The sequence below is a fragment of the Corynebacterium sp. LaCa_205 genome, assembly GCF_057458085.1.
Genome location: NZ_CP190931.1, coordinates 398105 through 416796, shown reverse-complemented (window position 1 = coordinate 416796; position 18692 = coordinate 398105). Strand labels below are relative to the sequence as shown.

22 protein-coding genes are annotated in these 18692 nt (G+C 59.6%); 4 read left to right on the top strand and 18 right to left on the bottom strand.

Features of this window, described 5'->3' with window-relative positions; translation table 11 throughout:
• Positions 1-3 precede the first annotated feature (3 nt).
• Both eccD and ACP8J1_RS02130 read left to right on the top strand, forming a co-directional pair.
• Entirely contained in the window at positions 4-1431 is a 1428-nt protein-coding gene (eccD, locus tag ACP8J1_RS02135; protein ID WP_023020599.1) for a type VII secretion integral membrane protein EccD, read from the top strand.
• Between the two features lie 56 nt (positions 1432-1487).
• Complete coding sequence (locus tag ACP8J1_RS02130) at positions 1488-2627, top strand: S8 family serine peptidase (protein ID WP_232213546.1); 1140 nt, start codon at positions 1488-1490, stop codon at positions 2625-2627.
• Here the strand turns inward: ACP8J1_RS02130 and eccB are convergent.
• The 12 genes from eccB to secY all read right to left on the bottom strand — a co-directional run bounded on the left by eccB (position 2617) and on the right by secY (position 12396).
• The gene (gene eccB, locus ACP8J1_RS02125; protein ID WP_023020597.1) at positions 2617-3903 is read right to left on the bottom strand and encodes a type VII secretion protein EccB; all 1287 of its coding nucleotides are present in this window, start codon (positions 3901-3903) and stop codon (positions 2617-2619) included. The genes ACP8J1_RS02130 and eccB overlap by 11 nt on opposite strands.
• A 75-nt stretch (positions 3904-3978) precedes the next feature.
• On the bottom strand, positions 3979-4860 hold the full coding sequence (gene truA, locus ACP8J1_RS02120) for a tRNA pseudouridine(38-40) synthase TruA (RefSeq protein WP_369707468.1): 882 nt from the start codon (positions 4858-4860) through the stop codon (positions 3979-3981).
• Between the two features lie 147 nt (positions 4861-5007).
• Positions 5008-5505: a 50S ribosomal protein L17 gene (gene rplQ / locus ACP8J1_RS02115; RefSeq protein WP_486696943.1), complete on the bottom strand. Its 498-nt coding sequence runs from the start codon at positions 5503-5505 to the stop codon at positions 5008-5010.
• 72 nt (positions 5506-5577) lie between these two features.
• Positions 5578-6588 (bottom strand): DNA-directed RNA polymerase subunit alpha, encoded by a 1011-nt coding sequence (locus tag ACP8J1_RS02110; protein WP_005322760.1) that lies wholly within the window; start codon positions 6586-6588, stop codon positions 5578-5580.
• Positions 6589-6702: 114 nt separating this feature from the next.
• Positions 6703-7308, bottom strand: a complete 606-nt coding sequence (gene rpsD / locus ACP8J1_RS02105) for a 30S ribosomal protein S4 (RefSeq protein ID WP_005322762.1) — start codon at positions 7306-7308, stop codon at positions 6703-6705.
• A 21-nt stretch (positions 7309-7329) separates the two neighbouring features.
• Entirely contained in the window at positions 7330-7734 is a 405-nt protein-coding gene (gene rpsK / locus ACP8J1_RS02100; protein WP_005322764.1) for a 30S ribosomal protein S11, read from the bottom strand.
• A gap of 3 nt (positions 7735-7737) precedes the next feature.
• Positions 7738-8106, bottom strand: a complete 369-nt coding sequence (gene rpsM, locus ACP8J1_RS02095; protein WP_005322765.1) for a 30S ribosomal protein S13 — start codon at positions 8104-8106, stop codon at positions 7738-7740.
• Positions 8107-8289: 183 nt separating this feature from the next.
• On the bottom strand, positions 8290-8508 hold the full coding sequence (gene infA, locus ACP8J1_RS02090; protein ID WP_004566852.1) for a translation initiation factor IF-1: 219 nt from the start codon (positions 8506-8508) through the stop codon (positions 8290-8292).
• Positions 8509-8808: 300 nt separating this feature from the next.
• Positions 8809-9660 (bottom strand): L,D-transpeptidase, encoded by an 852-nt coding sequence (locus ACP8J1_RS02085; protein WP_023020594.1) that lies wholly within the window; start codon positions 9658-9660, stop codon positions 8809-8811.
• Positions 9661-9728: 68 nt separating this feature from the next.
• Positions 9729-10523, bottom strand: coding sequence for a type I methionyl aminopeptidase (gene map / locus ACP8J1_RS02080; RefSeq protein ID WP_023020593.1), 795 nt, complete (start codon positions 10521-10523; stop codon positions 9729-9731).
• A gap of 2 nt (positions 10524-10525) precedes the next feature.
• Complete coding sequence (locus ACP8J1_RS02075; RefSeq protein ID WP_023020592.1) at positions 10526-11071, bottom strand: adenylate kinase; 546 nt, start codon at positions 11069-11071, stop codon at positions 10526-10528.
• A complete protein-coding gene (secY, locus tag ACP8J1_RS02070) occupies positions 11071-12396 on the bottom strand; it encodes a preprotein translocase subunit SecY (RefSeq protein ID WP_486696936.1) in 1326 nt (441 codons plus the stop codon). The genes ACP8J1_RS02075 and secY overlap by 1 nt, the downstream gene beginning before the upstream one ends.
• A gap of 375 nt (positions 12397-12771) precedes the next feature.
• Between secY and ACP8J1_RS02065 the strand changes: the two genes are divergently transcribed.
• Positions 12772-14079, top strand: coding sequence for a class I SAM-dependent methyltransferase (locus tag ACP8J1_RS02065; RefSeq protein ID WP_023027810.1), 1308 nt, complete (start codon positions 12772-12774; stop codon positions 14077-14079).
• Positions 14080-14090: 11 nt separating this feature from the next.
• Entirely contained in the window at positions 14091-15593 is a 1503-nt protein-coding gene (locus tag ACP8J1_RS02060; protein WP_023020589.1) for an FAD-binding oxidoreductase, read from the top strand.
• Positions 15594-15706: 113 nt separating this feature from the next.
• Here the strand turns inward: ACP8J1_RS02060 and ACP8J1_RS02055 are convergent, their stop codons facing one another.
• The 6 genes from ACP8J1_RS02055 to rplF form a co-directional block, all read right to left on the bottom strand.
• The gene (locus tag ACP8J1_RS02055; protein ID WP_023020588.1) at positions 15707-16195 is read right to left on the bottom strand and encodes a hypothetical protein; all 489 of its coding nucleotides are present in this window, start codon (positions 16193-16195) and stop codon (positions 15707-15709) included.
• A 239-nt stretch (positions 16196-16434) separates the two neighbouring features.
• Positions 16435-16881, bottom strand: coding sequence for a 50S ribosomal protein L15 (gene rplO, locus ACP8J1_RS02050; RefSeq protein WP_005322777.1), 447 nt, complete (start codon positions 16879-16881; stop codon positions 16435-16437).
• 3 nt (positions 16882-16884) lie between these two features.
• Positions 16885-17070, bottom strand: coding sequence for a 50S ribosomal protein L30 (gene rpmD, locus ACP8J1_RS02045; RefSeq protein ID WP_023020587.1), 186 nt, complete (start codon positions 17068-17070; stop codon positions 16885-16887).
• Between the two features lie 3 nt (positions 17071-17073).
• Complete coding sequence (gene rpsE / locus ACP8J1_RS02040) at positions 17074-17697, bottom strand: 30S ribosomal protein S5 (RefSeq protein WP_023020586.1); 624 nt, start codon at positions 17695-17697, stop codon at positions 17074-17076.
• Positions 17698-17737: 40 nt separating this feature from the next.
• The gene (rplR, locus tag ACP8J1_RS02035; RefSeq protein WP_005322788.1) at positions 17738-18139 is read right to left on the bottom strand and encodes a 50S ribosomal protein L18; all 402 of its coding nucleotides are present in this window, start codon (positions 18137-18139) and stop codon (positions 17738-17740) included.
• A gap of 3 nt (positions 18140-18142) precedes the next feature.
• Positions 18143-18679 (bottom strand): 50S ribosomal protein L6, encoded by a 537-nt coding sequence (gene rplF, locus ACP8J1_RS02030; RefSeq protein ID WP_023020585.1) that lies wholly within the window; start codon positions 18677-18679, stop codon positions 18143-18145.
• Positions 18680-18692: the final 13 nt, after the last annotated feature.

Genomic DNA, 18692 nt, shown 5'->3' with positions numbered 1-18692 from the left:
ATAATGACTACTGCTACAGCACACCACCTGCGCCTTACCATCCGCATTCACGCCGGTACATTCCACAAAGAGGCGGACGTGGCACTACCGTTGAGTTCCAGCGTGGGCGAGCTTTTGGCTGAAATCACGGACTTAGTGGATGCGCCCACGATTTCCGAGCCCTGGCGCGCCAGTACTGTTTCTGGCCGCGCTATCGATCTCACCGCCCCGCTGGCCGCCACTCCACTTACCGAAGGCGCCATCCTGGTTATTAGTCCGCGCGAGCGCCGCCCTGCGCCGGTGATTCGAGATGCAGCAGAATCGCTTGCCGCCGCGGCCGAGGAGGATACTACCGCTGCCCTTCCTGTTGTTTGGGCGTGGGGAGGGCTACTTGCCGCCTTCGCTTTGCTCTGGGTTAGCACCCTTCCCCTTGCGGCGTGGGCGGCGCTGGCCGCAGGAGCGCTTTTGCTCGCCCTGTGGATCCGTGTCCTGTCGCTGGTGCACCTTAGCTTGGTGGCCAGCATGGCGTGCGGCTGGGTGATAATTTCGCCCTCGCTGGATGAGGCGCCGTTTGCCGCATTTACCGCCTGTTTCACCCTGCTCATCGTGCTACTTGCTTGCCACGTCACCGGGTTAAGCACGGTTCGCACCAGCTCTGCGGCACTCACTGTCTCGGCTCTCATCTTCATCGCGGCATTGGGGTATCTGCTGCCCGGACCAAGGGCAGGGCTACACGCCAGCCACGGTACGGCGGCCGCTGCCTGTGTCATCATCGCCGGCATTATTATGCTGGCCACTGCCCCTGCATTGAGCATTGCTACTGCTGGCCTCAAGGTTCCGCAGCTGCCCACGGCCGGCCAAGATCTTGCGGTATCCGATGCTAGCCAGCCGGATGTCGATAGCCGCGCGTGCCGCGCCAGCAGCGCCTACGAGGGAATGTGCTGCGGCCTGTCACTCTGTCTTATTCCGGCGCTCATCGCTCTCTCGTTTACAGGCAGTGGTCCGGCTCTATCACCGACCCATGGCGCGCCTGATTCTCTCACCGAGTACATTTCGGTGCTTTTTGGAACAGAGGGCTCCGGCGCGGGCTTCGTCCAAGCACTCTGTGTTACTTCCGCGGGTGCCGTAATGATGCACGCCTCCCGGCACGGTCGTGCGCTAGCCAGTTGGGCACTCATGGTTTTGGCAATTGCCGCGTGCCTGGCTACTTGTCTCTGTGCCACCCACGCGATAGTAGATTCCGGGCTTGCACATGCTTGGGCACCGGCCTTGATTTCCGGTCTCGTTCTCATCGCTATGATTAGCGCCCCGCTGTGGGCGTCCAAGGTGGCGGGGCTAGAGCCCACCACCATCGCTTGGTTTGAGCGCATCGAATCCCTAGCTATTGCCGCCAGCTTGCCACTCGCCGCCCACCTAACCGGCGTTTTCATGCTCATCAGGGGTATCGGATGATGCGCAGTCTACCTACTACATTGTGGATAAGCCCGGCGCTTCTTGCTTGCGTAGCTGTGGCAATACTTCCCGTTACCTTAGGTGCTGCGGCATTAGTAACCGCTCCCGATGCGACCGCGCGTGAACCGGACCGCGAATGCGCAATCGCGCATTCCTCACCGCTTTCGCCCCAACCTAGCGAGGATCAGCTCAACTACCGCGCCCGTCTGCACTCCTTTGCCACCGGGGAGGGCGTAAAGGTTGCCGTTATCGATACCGGCGTGGCTACCCACGATCAGCTGCGGCACCTCAGCGGTGGCGCGGACCTTATCGCGCCGGAGGAACCGGAGCCGCACCGCGACTGCGACCTGCACGGCACTGTCGTAGCCGGTATCATCGCCGGCCACGATATCGGTATCGCGCCACGGGCGGAAATCTACGCTGTGCGCCAAACCAGCGCGCATTATCGCCAAGAGCGAGAAGACAATACCACCGGCTCGCTAGATACCTTGGCCCAAGCGATTGATGACGCCGCCGATGCCGGCGCCCGCATCATCAATATCTCCGTTGTTTCTTGCGTCCCGCCGGATGTGGCCGCCCAGGTGGATACTTCCCGGTTGGACGGTGCTTTAGCACATGCGGAAGAATCTGGATCCGTGGTAATTGCCGCATCCGGCAACGCTTCTTCCGGTAGCTGCGAGATGGGTGACCGAGTATTTCCAGCGGATTCGCCCACAGTGCTCTCAGTAAGCGCCCAAGCGGATTCGCACGAGCTCGCTGACTACTCTCTGACTTCGGCGGATGGCCCACAACTGGCCGCGCAAGGATTTGTACCACTCGCGCTCAATCCCGCCGGCGGATGGGCCGACGGCAAAGAGGGTACGGACGGCACGTCACAATTTCACGGCACCTCCTTTGCCGCGCCGGTAGTCAGCGGCACGGCGGCCCTACTGGCGCAGCGTTTCCCCGATGACAGCCCGGCCGCCCTGCGTAAACGCTTAGAAGACGCCGCGGAGCCGGGACACGGATTCGTCGACCCGCTCACGGTGCTCACCCACGTGGAATCATCCACGCTCGGAGATACCCGAGCAATGGCTATCCGCCCCGCCGAAAAGAGCACATCACGCGCACCTATGCACAGTGCATGGGTACTCGGCGGGTTGGCGTTGGCGCTAGCCGCGTGGGCAACGTGGCGCGGGCTGTGGTCTAAGAGCTGACCTGCAGCGCCTGCTCCCGGCTAAGCGCCGAGCCTTCCGGCAGCAAACGCAGAATCTCCCAGGGCACCCGCGCGCCTACACCAGTGCCCAGCGCCTCTAAGGTCTCTTTATCCTTGACCTCGTGCCGCTGACCCGTCGGTGCAACCACGTGGTAGCCATGACCGCTATCTACTCCTACGCCTCCGCCGTTGAGACCACCAAAGCGCTGCGCCACCGTCTCACCAGCCAAGGCTACGGTACCCGCTTGGGCAGGTACCACTTCCCCGCCGCCCTCATTACTCGCACACATCCAACCATCGTCTGGGCTCACAAAGCGGAAAGTGGTGGAGGGAAGGTTGAGGTTTAAGGGGACGTCGGCAAGCGCAGCAATCTCCTGGGCCGTGGATGTCGCCGTCTTGGCGCCTAATCCAATAAGCATCTGCGCCTGCGTGGGCGTAAGCTCGGCGACGCCATCGGGTGTGCGCGCCCATAGGCCCTGGCCTGTGTCTACGACCTCCGGCGGCTGCGCCGGAAAATTCAGCGGAGGCAACTCCGCAAAAGCATTGAGCAGCTCAGGCGGCATGGGCCAGGCGTGGGTGCCGTCGTCCACACCAATCGCGCGACGCACCACACGCCCCTGGGTGTTAGAGGGATCAGGCAACGCCACCCGGCCGTCCTGAGTAATAAGCCACTGCGTGCCTTCGGTCTCCACCAATGCGGCGCGCTCCGGCCCCAGGCCTTCCTGGTCGGGCTCGGCAAGCACGATGACCTCTTGTGCAGCAACCTGGTGGCCGCCGATGCTAGTCGGGTTTTCCGCCCCTGAGGACTCCTCTTTACCTGCCAAACAGGCCGCCCAGCGCTGCTGCGGAGTCTCGCTGGCAGCCGCAAGGTACCCCGGGGCATCCGCGATCCCTACCGGGGACCCCAGAAGCGCGTCGTGCAGGTGTTCATCCCCTATCGCCTGAGCCTCGGCAGCCTGACCGGCGATGATGCGCGCAGACGCCAGGTTAAAGACTGGGTGGTAGGTATCATTGACATCCACAAATAGCTGGCCCTGCTCCGAGCGCACTATGGGCGCATCGCCCGGTTGCGGGCTCGGTTGCAGCCATGCGAGCATGCCAGAGCCCACCGCGAGGAAGGCTATGCCCACTCCGCCGAAAAGCAGGGCCTTGCGCCGCCTTGCCAAAGGATCATGAATCATCCTGATATCGCCCAATACGAGCCCGTGCTCGACGCGGCGGCGCAGAAATTTATGCCCCGAAACTTGGGCCTTAGTAGTAGGCAGCGGACGTGCCATGATTTTCCCCCGAAAAGTCTGTGTACACCCAGCACACAGGCTATCCCAGGTGGGCTCCCACCGCCACCTGGAAAGCTAGTCGGCGCTGCGCCGTTCCCGAGTAGCCTCGGCGCGGGCGGCCATCTGATCCGCCGCCGGGTAATCTACGGCCACCAGAGAAAGCCCTTTCGCCGGAGCCACGGGGATGCTGGAGGAGCGTTTGGTCTCGTGGAGCAGCGCTTCGGCGAAGTCGGCATCGCGGCGCCCCTCCCCTACACGCAGGCAGCACCCCACCAAGGACCTAACCATCGACCAGCAAAACGCATCGGCGCTCACGCGGGCCTCGAAGAGCTCTGGTTCCTCAGGCGTTGAAATATCCCGCCAGGAGAACTCTTGCAGCTCACGAATGGTCGTGGCATTCGGCTTAGCTTTGCAGAAGGCCGCGAAGTCATGCAGGCCTACCAACGCGGTGGCGGCCTCCTGCATGGCATCGATATCCACTGGCTTTATCCACTCGGCGGTATCCCGCGCACGCGTCGGCAAAGCGCCCCGCGGGCTGGTAGTAATCCGGTATACATAATGCCTGCGCAACGCCGAGAAACGCGCATCAAAGCCCGCGGGCGCAAACTCGCAGCTATGTACCCGCACGTCTTCAGGCAAAAGCTTTGCTAACCGACGCACCAGCTTCCCCGGTTCCCCCGCCACTGAGCGCTGCTCCAGCATCTCTTTGGGAACGTCCACGTGGGCAACCTGGCCACGCGCATGGACCCCGGCGTCCGTCCGGCCGGCGACCGTTAGCGGTACCTTTGCGCGGGCGATCATCGCGAGTGTTTCTTCCAGCACGCCTTGCACGGTGCGCAGACCGCCTTTTTGCTTCGCCCAGCCGTGGAAATCCGTTCCGTCATAGGCCAAGTCCAAGCGCAGGCGCACGAACCCGTCTGCCGGCCCTTCTGCCGTGGTAGATGCTGCAACAGTCATGGTGGGACTCATGCTACCGGAGGCACTTCCCTCGACCAGAGCCGGGCCCAGCTCCCCGTGCACCGTTCGGAAGAGTCCAGAAATAAAAAGCCGCCGCCCTCCCACAAGTGGGAAAGGCGGCGGCAAAGCGCTAAGGCCGAAGGGGAACTACTTCTCCTCGGACTCCTCAGCTGCGGTCTCCTCAGCAGGTGCCTCGGTTTCTGCAGCCTCGTCTGCCTTAGCTTCCTCAGCCTCGGCGGCCTTAGAAGCGGCAGCGCGGGTAGCGCGGTTAGCCTCGGAGGTCACGGTCTCCTCAAGAACGAGGGAGATCTGGGACATCGGGGCATTGTCACCGGTGCGGTTGTCCAGCTTGATGGTGCGGGTGTAGCCACCCTCACGGTTCTCAAACTTCGGTGCGACCTCGTCGAACAGGTAGGAAACGACATCCTTGCGTGGGATGAGCTTCAGCACTGCGCGGCGGTCAGCAACGGTGCCGGACTTAGCCTTGGTGATGATCTTTTCGATGTACGGGCGAAGAACCTTCGCCTTAGCATCGGTGGTCTTGATAGCGCCGTGCTCGATCAGGCTGGCTGCCAGGTTGTTCAGCATGTGAGCCTGCTGCTTGGCGGAGCCGCCGAGACGGGCACCCTTCTTAGGGGTTGGCATTGTGTACTCCTCGTATGCGGTAAAAGTTGAGCGCGCGGCAATTAGGTAATTGCCGCAAGTCAGCGGGGTTCTTTACTCGGAATCCTCAGCAGCCGGGTCCTTGAAGTCACCGGTTTCTGCGTCGTAGCCCTCGAGCTGGGTCGGGTCAAAGTCCTCAGGGGTGTCCTTGAGAGCCAGGCCCAGGTTAGCCAGCTTGATCTTTACCTCATTGATCGACTTCTGGCCGAAGTTGCGGATATCCAGCAGGTCGGACTCGGTGCATTCAGCGAGCTCGCCCACGGTGTGGATCTCCTGACGCTTCAGGCAGTTATAAGAGCGGACGGAGAAGTTCAGGTCCTCGATCGGCATGCCATAAGCAGCGATGTACTCGGTCTCCTGCGGGGAGGGTCCGATCTCGATGCCTTCGGCAGCGTTGTTCAGCTCGCGAGCCAAGCCGAAAAGCTCAACCAGGGTGCCACCGGCGGAAGCCAGTGCATCGCGTGCGGAGATCGAGTTCTTGGTTTCGACGTCGATGGTCAGCTTGTCAAAGTCGGTGCGCTGCTCAACACGAGTTGCCTCGACCTTATAAGAGACCTTCAGAACCGGGGAGTAAATCTGGTCGACCGGGATACGGCCGATCTCACCGGAGGTAGGAGCGGCTGGGACGTAACCACGGCCGCGCTCGACGACGAGCTCAATGTCCAGCTTGGCGGTGTCATTCAGGGAAGCGATGTGCAGATCCGGGTTGTGGATCTCCACGCCAGCCGGCGGCTGGATATCGCCCGCGGTGACATCGCCCGGGCCCTCCTTGCTCAGGTACATAACTACCGGCTCATCAGAGTCGGAAGAAAGCACCATGCTCTTGATGTTCAAGATGATCTCAGAAACGTCTTCTTTCACACCGTTGATGGTGGTGAACTCGTGGAGAACACCATCGATCTTGATGGAGGTTACTGCTGCACCCGGAATGGAAGACAGCAGGGTACGACGCAGCGAGTTACCGAGGGTGTAGCCAAAGCCCGGCTCGAGCGGTTCGATGACGAACTTGGAACGAGACGAGTCGATGAATTCCTCGGTGAGTTGAGGACGCTGGGAAATGAGCATTGCAATTCTCCTTTTCGGCGACCGCTATTTGACGCCGGTAGAGGGGTAAAAATCTTCGGGTTCGAAGATTCCTGGTTCTCCGCCAGGCCATTAAAGGCCTCGCGGAATAACAGTTTACTTCGAGTAAAGCTCGACGATGAGCTGCTCCTGCAGCGGAATGTCGATCTGAGCGCGCTCGGGCAGCTGGTGCACGAGGATGCGCAGGGTATCAGGAACAACCTGCAGCCATGCCGGTACGTTGGCATCGATGAGGGCGTCCTGAGCATCTTCGAACCATTCCATCTTCTTGGAGCGGTCACGGACATCGATGATGTCGTACTGGGTGACCTTGTAGGAAGGAACGTTGATGTTCTTGCCGTTCACGGTGAAGTGACCGTGGGAGACAAGCTGGCGAGCCTGGCGGCGGGTGCGTGCCAGACCTGCACGGTAAACTACGTTGTCCAGGCGGGACTCGAGCAGGATAACCAGGTTATCGCCGGTCTTGCCCGGGAGGCGGTTAGCCTCTGCGTAGTAGCGACGGAACTGACGCTCCAGCACACCGTAGGTGTACTTTGCCTTCTGCTTCTCCTGGAGCTGCAGCAGGTACTCAGATTCCTTGATGCGGTTGCGGCCAGCCTGTCCCGGTGGGTACGGGCGGCGCTCGAATGCCATATCTCCGCCGACCAAGTCGACGCGAAGACGGCGGGATACGCGGGTAGCGGGGCCAGTGTAACGAGCCATTTTCTTACCTCTTCCTTTCCCTTAAACCTTGCGGCGCTTGGTCGGACGGCAGCCGTTGTGCGGCTGTGGGGTGGCATCCGTGATCGAGGAAACCTCGAGGCCTGCGGCCTGCAGGGAACGGATGGCGGTCTCACGGCCGGAGCCCGGACCCTTGACGAATACGTCAACCTTCTTCATGCCGTGATCCATTGCCTTGCGTGCAGCGTTCTCAGCTGCCATCTGAGCGGCGAACGGAGTGGATTTACGGGAACCCTTGAAGCCAACGTGGCCGGAGGATGCCCAGGAAATAACAGCACCGGTCTGATCGGTGATCGAGACGATGGTGTTATTGAAGGTGGACTTGATATATGCGTGGCCGAGAGCCACATTCTTCTTTACGACGCGACGGCCGGAACGGCGCGCGCCGGAACGAGTCTTTGGAGGCATGAATTACTTCTTCTTTCCTGCGATCGTCTTCTTCGGACCCTTACGAGTGCGCGCATTGGTCTTGGTGCGCTGGCCACGTACAGGCAGGCCACGACGGTGGCGCAGACCCTTGTAGCTACCGATTTCAATCTTGCGGCGGATATCAGCCTGAACCTGACGGCGGAGGTCACCCTCAACCTTCCAGGTAGCTTCAATTGCGTCACGGAGCGCCGACAGCTGGTCATCATCCAGGTTGTCAGTGCGCAGGTCAGGAGAAATGCCAGTCTTTTCTAGCAGTTCCTTGGCACGGGTTGGACCGATGCCGTAGATGTAGGTGAGAGCGACCTCCATACGCTTATTGCGTGGGAGGTCAACACCAGCTAGACGTGCCATATGGCGTGTCCTTTCGGGTTGTTACGGCGGTTTTCTCCCCATCCGTCCCACTCCATGCAACGCTTCGCCCGGACCGTGCCGGGAATCCTTGGGTTACTTACCAGTGTGGGCTCAGGCCACCGTAGCCTGAGGTGGACAGGGTGAACCTACAGGTCCACCCTTGGGTGAGGAGGCTTACAGTTTTTACTTGTAGCGGTAGACGATGCGTCCACGGGTCAGGTCATAAGGAGACAGCTCTACAACCACGCGGTCCTCTGGGAGGATGCGAATGTAGTGCTGACGCATCTTGCCAGAAATATGTGCAAGAACCTTGTGTCCATTGTCGAGCTCGACACGGAACATTGCGTTGGGCAAAGGCTCGATAATGCGGCCTTCTACCTCGATTGCGCCTTCCTTAGCCATAACCTCTACTTTTCTGGCGACGGACAAGTGTGCCGTCACCTGCATGTTTGTTGTCTACTGCGGTGGCGTATCCGCGCCAGCCTCACTGACGCTATACACCGACTTAACAGCATACGCTGCAGCGACACGATTTCCAAACCAGTGCGCTTTTCGACGTCCCATAATGGACTTCCCCGCTGCCCTACCCTTGTGCCCACGGTCAGAGTTCTTAAGACTTGCAGATCAAAGAAATCCCCCAACACCGGCCCCCTTCTCGGGGAACCAGCGCGGGGGAATCAATAAGCGCAGTGGCGGGAGGCTTTAGTAAATGAATACCTTATCGCCGACCTGCACGTTATCCCAGTAACGCTTTGCAGCGTCCGGCGGCAGGTGTACGCAACCATTGGAGTCAACGGCCGGGTCATCCAGGTGGAAGGCGTGGCCATTGTTGGTGAAGTAGATGGAGTACGGCATCGGCGCGTTATTGAACTCGCGGGAGATTTCGTGCTCTACCTTGCGGGTGACGTGGAAGGTGCCGCGTGGGGTTTCCTGACCTTGCATGCCAGCCGACATTGCCGGGGAAACATAGGAGACCTTTCCACCGTCCTGCAGCCAGGTGCGGCGACCGTTCAAGTCAACACACACCTTGGCATCCGCTGGGCACGGACCACGGTCAAACTCGTTAGCGCGGCGTTGTGCTTCCGCCTTGCGTGCGGCAGCCTCGGAGCGAGCCTTCTCAGCGGCAACGCGCTCGGCATTAGCGCGGGCCGCAGCCTCGCGAGCCTTGCGTGCTTCCTCATTCTTCTGAGCAATCAGACCCGGGAAGAGGAATTCAACGGCGCCATCCACCGCAGTCTGAACGCTAGGAACCAGCTCAGGAGAGAACTTCTCCGCCTGGTCCAAAATCTGGTTGCGGGTGTTCCACGCCTGCTCGCGGGTTTGGCCGTAGAAATTATCCAGCTGTGCCTTTGCATCAGCGGTGAGCCTATCTAGGCCGGACTGAGAAGAGAGCTGTGCGAGGTCAGAGTTTGCCTTGGAGCGGAGCTGATCCAGGTTAGGAACCTCCTGGGCAGTAGCGGCAGGAGCCGCAACGGTGGCACTCAAGGCCATCACGCTAGCGACTGCGGGCGCTGCGACCGTGGCACGGAACTTGCGGAAGCTAAATTTAGACATAGCTGTGAGTATAACCTTTCGGGGGGGGGTATCTGCCTAGTACAACAGGCAATATTGGGGAATATATGTCAGTAGCGACGGGTGAGAATACGGGGACCATCGGCGGTGGCGGCCACCGTATGCTCCCAGTGGGCGGCAAAGGAACCATCGAGGGTAACGACCGTCCAGTCATCCTCCAAGACGGCGGAATCCTCTGTGCCCAAAGTTAGCATGGGTTCGATGGCCAGTACGGAACCTTCCTGAATCAGCGGGCCGCGTCCGGGCCGGCCTTCGTTAGCTAGGTAGGGATCCTCATGCATGGTGCGGCCAATTCCGTGTCCGCCGTAGCCATCGACGATAAAAAGCTCCACACCGAATTTGTCCTCGGCACGGCGGGTGGCTTGCTCTAAGGCATGGGAGACATCGGTAAGCAGATTGCCCGGAACCATAGCTTGCATGCCTTCCATAAGGACCCACTCGGTGGCCTTATTGAGGGCCTCGACATCTGGATCGAGCTTGCCCACGGCGAAGGACCATGCGCTATCGCCGACCCAGCCGTCGAGCGTGGCCCCACAATCAATGGAAACTAGGTCACCTTCGGCGAGGACGGTTTCCTGGTCTGGGATTCCGTGGACGATGACATCATTAACCGAAGCGCAAATGGAGCCCGGGAAGCCCTCGTAGCCCTTAAAAGTGGGATATGCCCCGGCATCGCGAATGGTCTGCTCGGCCACTGCATCTAGCTCGAGGGTAGATACGCCAGACGCCGCAGCAGCGCGGACTTCCTGCAGTGCCTTGCCGACGATCTCGCCGGCGGCCTGCATGGCGTCTAGCTCACCCGGGGTGCGGGCGGGGATGCGCTTACTGCGGCGTCGAAAAGCCATGCTTACTTACCCAGTGCTTCCATCGCACGGGCGTTGATTTCCTCCACGGTACCTTCGGCCTTGATGGGGATAATGGCATCGCCGTAGTGCTCAATAAGCGGGAAGGTTTCCTCACGGTACACGCCGAGACGGGTACGGATGGTTTCCTCGTTATCGTCGGCACGGCCGCGGGCCATCATGCGCTCGACAACTACGTCCTCAGATACTTCGAAGTTGAGCACGCCGTCGAGCTTTTCGCCCTTCTTGGACAGCAGCTCTTCCAGGATGTCTGCTTGCTCGGTAGTACGAGGGAAACCGTCCAGCAGGAAGCCATTCTTGGCATCGTCCTGGTTGAGGCGATCCTCGACCATACGAGCGGTGACGTCGGTAGGTACCAGCTTGCCTGCATCGATATAAGACTTTGCTTCCACACCCAGCGGAGTGCCCTCGCCAATATTGGCGCGGAAGAGGTCGCCGGTAGAGATATGCGGAACGTTCAGCTTCTCGCTGAGGATAGCTGCCTGGGTGCCCTTGCCGGCACCGGGAGGTCCTAGAAGTACAAGACGCATTACTTAAGTAGTCCTTCGTAGTTGGATTGCAGTAGCTGGGACTCGATCTGCTTGACCGTAGTCAAAGCGACAGAGACCATAATCAGGATGGCCGTACCGCCAAAGGCGGAGGTACCGCTGGCAGAAGCGCGGCCCACGCCGAGGTCCAAGAGGATATTCGGCAAAATGGCGATAACTGCCAGATACAGGGCGCCTACGCACAGCAGACGGTTCATCACATAACCAAGGTACTCCGCGGTCGGGCGGCCCGGGCGAATACCCGGGATGAAGCCGCCGTACTTCTTCATATTATCCGCCTGCTCCGCCGGATCGTACTGGACCGAGACATAGAAGTAAGCGAAGAAGATGGTCAGGACGAAGTACAGCACGATGTACTGCCAGGACGATGGCGCCTGCAGGTGTGCGATGACATTGCGTTGCCACCAGTTATCGGGGGTACCGGCGGAGCCAGAGTTCACAATTTGGGTAATGAGAACCGGCATGTAGATAAGGGAGGAGGCAAAGATGACCGGAATAACGCCGGCCTGGTTGACCTTCAGCGGCAGGTAGGTAGAGGAACCACCGTACTGGCGGCGACCGACCATACGCTTTGCGTACTGAACCGGAATGCGGCGCTGGCCCTGTTCGATGAAGGTAATGCCAACAACCAGGATGACCAAGCCGGCTACCACCATGGCGAAGACGAGTCCACCATTGTTCTGCAGGATGCTTACACCATCGGTTGGAAGGCGGGTTGCGATACCAGCGAAGATGAGCAGGGACATACCGTTACCGATGCCCTTTTCGGTGATAAGCTCGCCCATCCACATCACCAGCACGGCGCCCGACGTCATGGTGATTACCAAGACGATGAGGGTAAAGAAGTTACGGTCTTCTGCCAAGACCTGTACGCCCTGGCCCAGCAGCTGCTCGCGGTCTGCCAGTGCGACGATGCCGGAGGATTGTAGCAACGCCAACGCCAAGGTCAGGTAGCGAGTGTATTGGGTCATCTTGGCCTGACCGGACTGGCCTTCCTTCTTCAATTCCTCGAAGCGGGGAATGACCACGGTCAACAGCTGCACAATAATCGAGGCCGTAATGTACGGCATGATGCCGATGGCGAAGATCGACAGCTGCAGCAACGCGCCACCCGAGAAGAGGTTAATGACGGAGTAAAGGTCTCCGGACTGCTCGGTCAGCTGGCGCAAGCGGCCAGCAATTGACGCATAGTCAACACCCGGGGACGGGATCTGTGCGCCGACGCGGTACGCAATGACCATCACGATGGTGAAGATGATCTTCTTACGTAGGTCGGCATCCTCAAAAGCCTGGATAATGGCGGACACTACAAAATCCTCCTGGCCTACCGCTGCCGAACGCGAAATCTAGGGAGGGTTTCGCGCTCATACACGGAGGTGGAAACTCATCTGCCCCTAGGAAACCGCACCCCTTAAGCTGGACAGCTAAGGGGAATTTTAGGCTTCTTTCAGGGACGGTTGAACACTTATGACCCCACAACCCTACCAGCCTTGTCCCCCATAGCCACATTAATACCCAATAGTGTGACCATCATTGCTTGTTCTTTCGCACGTTTTGCCTACGGGGTCTACCATGAGGAGGTATTGCACACACGCAATTCTCCGAAAATATCTCCGACCTCACAGCCTTTCGCGCTTCGAGGCCGTTATTGGTGTGAACCAAATGTTTCGAAAGAAGTACTTATGAGCAAGAAATTCACCCCGATGACCGTTGCTGAGATCATCGACGTATTTGTCCCTAGCCCCAATCCCTTCCGCTGGGAAGCCTTCGACGGATCCGCGACCGGACCGGAGGATGCCCAGTACAAGGTGACTATTAACAGCCTTGAAGGCTTGTCTTTTATAGCCACCCATCCCGGCGATGTGGGATTCGCCCGCGCCTATGTCACCGACGGCATCACGGTACACGGCGATCACCCAGCCCACCCCTATGGCATCTTCGACGCCCTACATGCCATGTACGACAAGTTTGAAAAGCCGGATGCGAAGACACTGGCGCGCGTGGTGCGCTCGCTGGCGTCCATGGGCGCCTTCCAGATCCAGCCTGTTCCCGAGGTAGAGCGTGCCTCTTGGCTGCGCCGCAAGCTACACGACGGCCTATCCAAGCACTCGAAGCAGCGCGATGCTGATGTCATTTCTGATCACTACGACGTGGGCAATGACTTTTATGAGCTCTTCTTGGGCGATTCGATGACCTATACCTGCGCCTACTACCCTTCCCCAGACGCCACTTTGGAGGAAGCGCAGGAGAATAAGTACCGCCTCATCTTTGACAAGCTGCGCCTCCAGGAGGGCGACCGCCACTTGGACGTGGGCTGTGGCTGGGGCGGCATGGTGCGCTACGCGGCGCGCCGCGGCGTGAAGTCCATTGGCGTCACCCTATCCAAGGAACAGGCCGAGTGGGGCCAGCGCAAGATTGAGGAGGAAGGCCTCCAAGACTTGGCGGAAGTACGCTTCATGGATTACCGCGATATCACCGAAGAGGGCTTCGATGCTATCTCCGCCATCGGCATTATCGAGCACATCGGTGTAAAGAATTACGATGACTTCTTCAAGTTCCTCCATGGCAAGTTGAAGGTGGGCGGCCTGATGCTCAACCACAACATCACCTACCCGGATAACCACAAGACGCCCAAGGGCGGCTTCATTGACCGCTATATCTTCCCGGACGGCGAGCTCACCGGCTCCGGCAATGTCACCAAGGCGATGCAAGACAATGGCTTCGAAGTCATCCACACCGAGTCCCTCCGGTTTGATTACATGCGCACGCTGCATGACTGGTGCGAGAACCTGAAGGACAATTGGGACGAGGCCTGCGCAACCGTGGGCCTACCCACCGCTCGCCTCTACGGCATTTATATGGCCGGATCCGAATGGGGCTTTGAGCGCAATATCATCAACCTTTATCACTTCCTCGGCGTCAAGCTGGGCGAGGCCGGCTCCCGCGCCGGTGTGCCTGAGCGCCGCTGGTGGGAAGATAGCCGCTTTTAAGGAGGGGTGCCATGACTCTCATTGATAATCTGCGCGAACGCCTCGCCGCTGCCCAACCGCGACCGGTGGATGCCATGCCCATTGAGCCGGTGGGATGGACGGCGCACCAAGAGGGCGTCGACAAGCTGCTGGCGAGTTTCCGTGCTGTCCCGGCCGGAAAGCGCGTGCGCCTAGCCAAGAAGACCTCCAATCTCTTCCGTAGCCGCAGCGAGGCGCAGGAAGGCCTCGACGTATCCGGCCTTAGCGGCGTCATTGAGGTCGATCCAGTTGCCCGCACGGCCGATGTGCAGGGCATGTGCACCTATGAGGACCTCGTGGATGCCACCCTGGCCCATGGCCTCATGCCCTTCGTCGTACCGCAGCTTAAGACCATTACTTTGGGCGGTGCGGTTACTGGCATGGGCGTGGAATCCACGAGCTTTCGCAATGGCTTGCCGCACGAGTCCGTCCTCGAGATGGACGTGCTTACCGGCACGGGTGAGATCCTTACCTGCTCCCGCGAGCAGAATGTGGATCTCTTCCGTCTCTTCCCCAACTCCTATGGCTCGCTGGGCTATGCGGTGCGCCTGAAGATCGAGTTAGAGCCCGTGCCCGCCTATGTGGAATTGCGCGAGGAGCGTTTCCACACCGTGGAGGAGGCGAGCCGCGTGCTTGCCGACGTCGCCTCTTCCCACACGCACCGCGGCGAGCCCGTCCATGGCCTCGACGGCGTGGTCTTCTCCGAGGACGAGGCCTACCTCGTCTTCGCCCGCTTTACCGACGAGGAGGGCCCAACCTCCGATTACACGCGGGACAAGATTTACTACCGCAGCCTCCAGCACGCCTCTGACATCCGGCGCGACCGCCTGACCATCCGCGACTATATCTGGCGCTGGGATACCGACTGGTTCTGGTGCTCGCGCGCCTTTGGCGCGCAGAACCCGAAGGTGCGCAAGGTGTGGCCGCGCGAATTGCGCCGCAGTTCTTTTTATTGGAAATTGGTCCGGCTCGACCGCAAATACGAGCTGGAATATAACTTCATTAAAAAGCCCCACGGCAAGCCACGTGCTGAACGCGTGGTCCAAGATATCGAGGTCACTCCAGAAAACCTGCCGGAATTCCTCCATTGGTTCTTTAATGCTTCCGATATCCAGCCGGTGTGGCTCTGTCCAATCCGACTTCGCGATGGCGTGGAAGAGCTAGTAGGCACCGGCGACCTCGCCTCTAACTCGAGCGACCCCTGGCCGCTCTACCCGCTTCGCCCCGGGCAGACCTGGGTCAATGTTGGCTTTTGGTCCGGCGTAGAAGGCGACCACGTCGACCCTTCCGCCCCGAATAATGGCGCTTTCAACCGCGTCATTGAATCCAAGGTCAACGAGCTTGGCGGACACAAGTCCCTCTACTCCGAAGCCTTCTATTCCCGGGAAAAATTCGAAGAACTCTACGGTGGCAGCCTTCCCGCCACCATCAAAGCGGTTACCGATCCGGATGACCGCTTCCCTGGCCTGTACGAAAAAACCGTAGACGAGGCCTAGGCCTTCCCTCCCCCCCCCGCGCCTACCCTAGTTGGAAGAGCATAAAGGGTGGAACGCCCTCCCCGAGCGTTCCACCCTCTTTTATCGTCCCGAAGTCTTGGGACACTCGCGCTTTAGTAGGCCGCGGTGATGTTGTCGTAGCCGTTGATCTTCAGGGCGTCCATGACGCGCTGCACAGCTGCCTCATCCTTCTCCGGGTTATAGGTCTCCGGGAAGGTCAGGTGAGCAGAGTGGTCATCCTTAAACTCGATGTTCATGAACTCGTGGCCGGCCTCCTGGGTAGCTAGGGCCAGCTCACGCTGCACGGCCAGCTTACCGCTCTGCAGGTTGCCACCGTTGAACCCTGGATCGACCTCTTCGGCACCCTCTGCGTCACCGTTGATGACGTCTTCCTTGTCACCGGTGATACGGCCCTTCTCAGCGTGAGCGCCGGGCTGCTGGTCCTGAGCGTTCTGCTCGCCAACTTCGGCAGGCGCGGTCTGAGTGGTCTCAGCAGGATCCGGCTGGGAGAGCTGTTCCTGGGCGTCGACTGGGCCGGTAGAGCCGGCAAATGGCATGATGGCAGCGACTGCGGTTGCGAGCAGCGAAGAAATAGACGACATAAGAGTCTCCTTAACGGTAGATGATTTTCAACTAAGATTGACTTTAACACTCATGAATATATATCGCCATACCGGCAACCTTATTTATTAATAAAGGTTTCCTGTCAGCTATTTCCAGCACCAATTGTGTCCATAACCAAGGTACTGCGCTCTATACCGGCACCAGGGCGCTTACCAAACGAAATCATCCCCCTGCTCCGCTGGTGCGGAGAGGGGGACGAAAATCTACTTGAAAGAGATTACTTGGTGTTGGCAGATCCGCCAGCAGCCTCGATCTTCTCAACAGCAGACTTGGAGAACTTGTCAGCGGTGACGTTCAACTTAACGTTGATGTCGCCGTTGCCCAGAACCTTGACCGGCTTATTAGCGCGGACCAGGCCAGCAGCTGCGATATCAGCAACGGTGATGTCGCCGCCATCTGCGAACTTCTCAGCCAAGTCAGCAACGTTAACTACCTGGTACTCAACATGGTTCGGGTTCTTGAAGCCCTTCAACTTAGGCAGACGCATGTGGATCGGCATCTGGCCACCCTCGAAAGCAGCGGAAACCTGCTTACGAGCACCGGTACCCTTGGTACCGCGACCAGCGGTCTTACCCTTGGATGCCTCACCGCGGCCGACGCGGGTCTTAGGCTTGTTTGCTCCTGCGGTTGGGCGCAGGTCGTGCAGCTTGATGATATCAGCCATGGTTTACTCCCCTGCCACTTCTTCGACGGTGACCAGGTGGCGAACCTTGTGAACCATACCGCGAACGATCGGGGTGTCCTGCTTAACTACGGACTGACCGATGCGCTTGAGGCCAAGAGCCTCAATGTTCTTGCGATGGTTCGGCTTGGTGCCCACCAGGCCCTTTACCTGTGTAATCTTCAGAGCCATTGCTTATGCCTCCTGACCTGCGCGCTTGCGCAGCATACGGGCCGGGGTGACCTCTTCGATGGACTTGCCACGACGTGCGGCAACCTCTTCAGGGCGGACCAGCTGCTTGAGGCCGTCCACGGTAGCGCGGACGACGTTGAGTGCATTGTCGGAGCCCAGGGACTTCGACAGGATGTCCTGCACGCCAGCGCATTCAAGCACTGGACGAGCAGCACCACCGGCGATAACACCGGTACCAGGTGCGGCAGGCTTCATCATAACGATGCCAGCTGCGTCGCGACCCTCAACCGGGTGGGTGATGGTGCCGGCAATCATCGGAACGCGGAAGAAGTTCTTGCGAGCCTCTTCAGCACCCTTCTGGATTGCGGCCGGGACTTCCTTGGCCTTGCCGTAGCCAACGCCAACCTGACCCTGGCCGTCACCAACGACGACGAGAGCGGTGAAGGACATGTTGCGGCCACCCTTAACGGTCTTGGAGACGCGGTTGATGGTCACAACGCGCTCGATGTACTTATCGCGCTCGTTGTCCTGGTGGTTACGACGATCGTTGCGGCGGCCGTTGCCACCGCGGTTGTTCTTGTTGTTCTCGGCGGAGCGTCCGCCGTCACGCTGTTCACGGTCCGACATTAGGCGTTCCTTCCGTTGATGTTTCCGTTGACGATGATCATTAGAACTTCAGACCACCTTCACGTGCGGCGTCAGCCAGCGCAGCGACGCGGCCGTGGTACTTGTAGCCTGCGCGGTCAAATACGACGTGCTCGATGCCAGCGGCCTTTGCGCGCTCGGCAACCAGCTCGCCTACCTTGGCAGCCTTGGCCTTCTTATCGCCCTCGAGTGCACGAACGTCCGCCTCCATGGAGGATGCGGAGACCAGGGTGTGGCCTGCCAGGTCATCGATGACCTGGACGTGCATGTGACGTGAGGAGCGGTGAAGAACCAGGCGCGGTGCCTCAGGGGTGCCGCGCAGGGTCTTACGGATACGGAAGTGACGGCGTGCGCGTGCTTCGCGACGACGGGAGGAGATGTCCTTGCCGACTGGAGTGCGCTTGGTGTTTTCAGTGTTTGCCATTGCTTACTTACCCGTCTTTCCGACCTTGCGACGGATCTGCTCGCCTTCGTAGCGAATACCCTTGCCCTTATAAGGATCGTCCTTACGCAGACGACGGATATTAGCGGCGATCTGTCCGACTAGTTGCTTGTCAATACCGGTAATGGACAGCTTGGTTGCGCCGTCCACTGCGAAGGTAATTCCCTCCGGAGCCTCGATGAGGATCGGGTGGGAGTAGCCCAGGCTGAATTCCAGGTCCTTGCCCTTCTGCTGGACACGGTAGCCGACACCGAAGATTTCCATCTTGATGGTGTAGCCCTCGGTCACGCCGATAACGGCGTTGTTCAGCAGGGAGCGGGACAGACCGTGCAGAGCACGGTGCTTGCGGTGGTCATCAGGGCGGGAGACGGACAGTACGCCGTCTTCCAGGTTGATGGCGATTGGCTCTGGAACGTTAACGCTCTGGGTGCCCTTTGGGCCCTTCACCTCAACGTCTTGGCCGTTGATCTTGATTTCGACGCCGTTTGGTACGGCGATTGGTGCTAGACCGACTCGAGACATGTGTCAAACCTCC